The sequence below is a fragment of the Candidatus Paceibacterota bacterium genome (assembly GCA_035404205.1).
Lineage (GTDB): Bacteria > Patescibacteriota > Minisyncoccia > UBA6257 > JAVHQB01 > JAVHQB01.
On record DAONGQ010000024.1, the window covers coordinates 1 to 3,482 of the forward strand.

Here is a 3,482-nt window from a genome sequence, read left to right on the forward strand (position 1 = left end):
AAATTTATCGGTTTGTATATTTAAGGGTTAACTCTAAAGAAGAGGCCCAAGATATTACCTCTCAAGTTTTCTTAAATTTTCTTAGTAAGGCTAACAAAAATTCCAAACTGAATCATCGGGATATTTTATCTTTGCAGGCATTTCTTTATAGAATAGCCAGGAATTTAGTTATTGATAACTATCGCCGTAAAAATCAGGCAGTAGTATCTCTGGATGGCAACGAAGACAACATCTCCATTTCCGTCAATCCGGTTGGTGAAACCTCAATAGAAGAGGAACAAAATAGCCAATTGTTAGAATCTCAATTAAGCAAATTGAAATCTCCGTACTGGGAGGTAGTCGTTTGGCATTATATAGAAGAATTAGATATTGAAACGATAGCGGCAATTCTTAATAAAACTCCCGGAAATGTTAGAGTCATCCTTCATAGAGGGCTTAATCAGCTAAAGAAAGGGATGGAAGGACAACGCTAGTTGTCCTTGTTTGATTTTTGTGCTAATAATAAATCGCATTAAAAAGAATAAAATTTTAAATATACACTATGGGTGGTCTACCTGCAAGACATTTTTCTAAAAATCGCCGTGATAGCCGAAGAGCGCAACTAAAACTAACTGCCACTAAGTTAGTGAATTGTCCTCATTGCCATAAGCCTACATTACCCCATAAAGTTTGTCCTAATTGTGGCTATTACAATGGGAAAATGGTAATAGATGTGATGGCTAAGCTAGATAAGAAGGAGAAGAAAGCTAAGGCGAAAGAGCTCAAAGAAGAGAGCAAGGAGGACAAGTAATTGGTTCGGTAAGTTTATACGGCAATACAAAGAATCTGGAATTTAGAAGTTAGAATTTGGCAAGGAATACGAACAGATTTTAAAGGCTAAATTTTAAATTCTCAATGAATGTTTCCATGATTAAATGAGTAAATTTTTGGGTTCTCATTGAAAATTGAAAATTTAGGATTTGTAAATTATAGTATCTTATGGCCTCTCGACATTTAAGTCGTTCCATAGTTGTGCAAACTCTTTATGAGCTTGATTTTAATAATCAAATGGCCGATGCCGAAAAAGTGCAATTAACCTATGCGCGCAATTTAGAAAATTTTGGTTCCGGCTTAGATGACCTAGAATATCCTAAATCGCTACTCATGGGAGTGCTTTCTAAAAAAGACGATATTGATAAAATCATTACTGCTTGCACGCCCGGTTGGACCATAGACAAAACTACTATCCTTGATAGAAATATTCTCAGGGTCGGTCTATACGAACTCGTTTTTGGCGATAAAAAGGCAGTCCCACCCAAAGTAGCCATCAATGAAGCCATTGAATTAGCTAAAAGTTTCAGCGGAGATTCGGCCGGTAGGTTCGTCAATGGTATCTTAGGAACAGTCGTAAAAGAAATGGGTCTAAACTTAGAAAGTCAGAAAGAAATTAAAATAGAGCCCTCTAAATAATATTTATGGAAAGCGTTTCTGATAATTGGAAGCAGTTAAAAAAGAATTTCAGTTTTACTTGGAAAAACGAGGACCTTTTGAAAGAATCGTTGACGCATAGCTCTTATCTAAATGAGCACCGCCGGGAAGAAAAACGCCATAACGAGCGCTTAGAATTTCTCGGTGATGCTGTTTTGGAGTTGGTGAGTTCTGTTTATTTGTATAAAAAATTTCCCGAAGAGCAAGAAGGCTTTTTAACTAACCTCAGGGCAGCGCTGGTAAATACAGACAGCTTAACCATAGTTTCCAAGAAGCTGGGAATCAATAAATATTTAAGGCTCTCTAAAGGGGAAAGTAAAAATATTGCGAGCTCGTCTTCGGCTGTCTTGGCTGATGCCTTAGAAGCGGTTATCGGCGCTATTTATTTAGACCAAGGGCTAGCGACGGCTGAAGACTTTATTGTGAAAAATATCATGTCCCGCTATCAAGAAGTTATTCGAGAGCATAGCTATCGTGACAGCAAAAGCCTATTTCAAGAAATGGCTCAAGAACGTTTCCACAAAACCCCTCAATACAAAACACTTGGTTCCTCTGGACCTGACCATAATAAAATATTCAAAGTAGGTTTATTTTTAGACGAGGAAGAAATAGCCGAAGGCTCCGGCAAATCCAAACAGGAGGCGGAGGAAAATGCTGCCAAAAACGGTTTGGCTAAATACTAAATTTGGGCTCTTTGTTCGCGAGCGCACAAGAGAAAAGAGAATAAATTATTTGTCTGTTAAAGGTTACTTATTATGTTTCTTTCTAAAGTAGAACTGAAAAATTTTAAATCTTTTGCCAAAGAGTTTAGTTTAGAGTTTCCCGAATCGGTAACTGCGATTGTTGGCCCTAATGGTTCAGGCAAGTCGAATATTGTCGACGCTATTCGCTGGGCCCTAGGAGAGCAAAGTCCTAAGAATATCCGGATAGAGAAAAACGACGACCTTATTTTTGCCGGCAATAAAAATCAACCGGCCTCTAGCTTTGCAGAGGTAAAATTGAGTTTTGCGGGTCGGTCTAATGACGGCGATAAAGAGGCGGAAAATTTTGTTTTGTCTCGGCGCTTGAATCGCAACGGGGAAAGCGAATATTTATTAAACAACGAAAGCGCTAAATTAAAGGATATCCTGCTTTTCTTAACTAAGAAACAGGTGGGTGTGAAGGGCTTCTCTATCGTTAATCAGGGAACGGTTGAAGACCTTTTGCGCGTGAGCCCGAGCAATCTGTTTTTGATGTTGGAAGAAATTCTAGGCCTACGCTTTGTGGAAATAAAAAAAGAACAAGCTAAGAATAAAATCAAATTAACCCTAGAAAACTTAGATAAAGCGCAAAGTTTGCGGGATGAAATTCAGCCTCACTTGCGCAGCCTCAAACGGCAAGTAAGCCGTTTTGAACGCGCTAATGAAATAAAAAATACTCTAGAGAATCAGCAAAAAATTTACTTCTCTTACTATTTGAATCTCGGTAAAATTGAAGAGGGGTCTTTGACAGCGGCCCGGGATAATGCCCAAAAAATTGCTGCTAATCTAGCCACAGAACTGGCAGCCCTAGACGCTCAGGTACAAAAATTACAAGGCAATGGGGACAAGGGCCTGGAGGAAGCTCTTGTTAAAAACGATTCCAACATAGCTAATTTGAAAGCGCAGAAAGCTCAGTTGATGTATGATTTGGGAAACCTTAACGGGCAGTTGATGTCATGGCAAAAGATTCTTTCCGCTCAAACTGCCCAACTGCAGTCAACTCCATCAGAAGAAACTGTTGCATATCCTGCCTTGGAACTGAAAAACAAGTTGTTGGTGCTTTCTCAGGATATTGAAGCCGCCTTGCTTTTAGAAGACTCGGTTGTCTTTAAAAATGAAATAAAAAGAATCCTTCTTTCTGTCCATGATTTTCTGGAAAGCAAAAAGGAAGTTAAAAAAGAAGAAATAACCAAAACCCAGGAGGAAAAGAAAATAATTCCTCCAGAACTAAAGGATTCTATTGCTAAATTGGAAATCCAACTAAAAGATTTAGAT

General features: G+C 38.4%; 5 protein-coding genes. All 5 read left to right on the forward strand.

Going from position 1 to position 3,482, the window contains the following annotated elements; genetic code table 11:
- Positions 1 to 473, forward strand: a 473-nt coding sequence (locus tag PK547_02735; GenBank protein ID HPR91624.1) for a sigma-70 family RNA polymerase sigma factor, incomplete at its 5' end; no start/stop codon positions are given.
- A gap of 68 nt (positions 474 to 541) precedes the next feature.
- Complete coding sequence (rpmF, locus tag PK547_02740; GenBank protein ID HPR91625.1) at positions 542 to 790, forward strand: 50S ribosomal protein L32; 249 nt, start codon at positions 542 to 544, stop codon at positions 788 to 790.
- Positions 791 to 978: 188 nt separating this feature from the next.
- Positions 979 to 1,449: a transcription antitermination factor NusB gene (nusB, locus tag PK547_02745; GenBank protein ID HPR91626.1), complete on the forward strand. Its 471-nt coding sequence runs from the start codon at positions 979 to 981 to the stop codon at positions 1,447 to 1,449.
- Positions 1,450 to 1,454: 5 nt separating this feature from the next.
- On the forward strand, positions 1,455 to 2,150 hold the full coding sequence (rnc, locus tag PK547_02750; protein ID HPR91627.1) for a ribonuclease III: 696 nt from the start codon (positions 1,455 to 1,457) through the stop codon (positions 2,148 to 2,150).
- Positions 2,151 to 2,222: 72 nt separating this feature from the next.
- Positions 2,223 to 3,482 (forward strand): AAA family ATPase (locus tag PK547_02755; GenBank protein ID HPR91628.1); only part of this gene is annotated, 1,260 nt, incomplete at its 3' end.

What these genes read in the sequence shown, in the direction of transcription:
- rpmF (HPR91625.1), top strand. Translation starts at nt 542, where the DNA reads ATGGGTGGTCTACCTGCAAGACATTTTTCTAAAAATCGCCGTGATAGC.
- nusB (HPR91626.1), top strand. Translation starts at nt 979, where the DNA reads ATGGCCTCTCGACATTTAAGTCGTTCCATAGTTGTGCAAACTCTTTAT.
- rnc (HPR91627.1), top strand. Translation starts at nt 1,455, where the DNA reads ATGGAAAGCGTTTCTGATAATTGGAAGCAGTTAAAAAAGAATTTCAGT.